The sequence below is a fragment of the Mesorhizobium sp. M7A.F.Ca.CA.002.04.1.1 genome (assembly GCF_004022805.1).
GTDB lineage: Bacteria > Pseudomonadota > Alphaproteobacteria > Rhizobiales > Rhizobiaceae > Mesorhizobium > Mesorhizobium ciceri.
Map to the genome: position 1 here is coordinate 1 of NZ_RZPL01001231.1, position 688 is coordinate 688.

1 protein-coding gene and 1 pseudogene are annotated in these 688 nt (G+C 59.2%); both read right to left on the bottom strand.

The genetic code is table 11. The annotated features are described in order from the left end of the window. Positions 1–278 (bottom strand): annotated as a pseudogene (locus ENZ75_RS33515) (glutamine amidotransferase); the annotation flags it as partial. Between the two features lie 105 nt (positions 279–383). Then, a partial coding sequence (locus tag ENZ75_RS33520; RefSeq protein WP_128278688.1) for a hypothetical protein occupies positions 384–688 on the bottom strand: 305 nt, incomplete at its 5' end.

Below are 688 nucleotides of genomic sequence, written 5' to 3' on the forward strand. Positions count from 1 at the left end.
GGGGTGGTCCTGACGACTGCATGGGTGGATTTCACCGCGATCGTCACCGGCGTGCCGATGGCCTTGGCGAGCTCCGCCTCGAGGCCGCGGAAATCGCGGTCGGGCTTGGCCGACTGGATGGTGATCTTGGCCTCATTCTTGGACGGCGCGCCATAGATGGCGATGCCGGCGCTATCGGGACCGCGATCGCTGAGCGAGATCAGCATCTGCGACAGCATCGCGCCAAGCTGGGGTTCCAGCGACTTGTCCTTCAAAAACAGTCCGACAATTCCACACATGTCAGCCTCCCGACGTTTTGTAGCTAAGAGATCGTTTGCAACTCTGAAAATGATGTATCGAATGAGGTCCGCAAATTCAATCGTATGAAAAAAATATTCCTCTAATTACCTATGCGTCTCAATGCCGCTCTGCCCACTATCGTTGCCTTGCCGGGCGTTGTGAACCCATTTGGCGGTGCGGATGCGGGCGAGCTTGTAGGCGTCCAGGATCGACAAAGCATAGATCAGGAAGCCGCCGGCGTGACGGCCGACGAAGCTGGCATCGGGCGGCGCGATCTTGGCCGTCACCCATGCCAGGATCACCATGAAGAAAAGGAATTGAAGGCCGCGCACCGGCACGCCCAGAATGACGTGCCCGCTTCCCGGCAGCACGATTGCGGCGCCGAGAACCAGATAGGGATTGGCGGGGG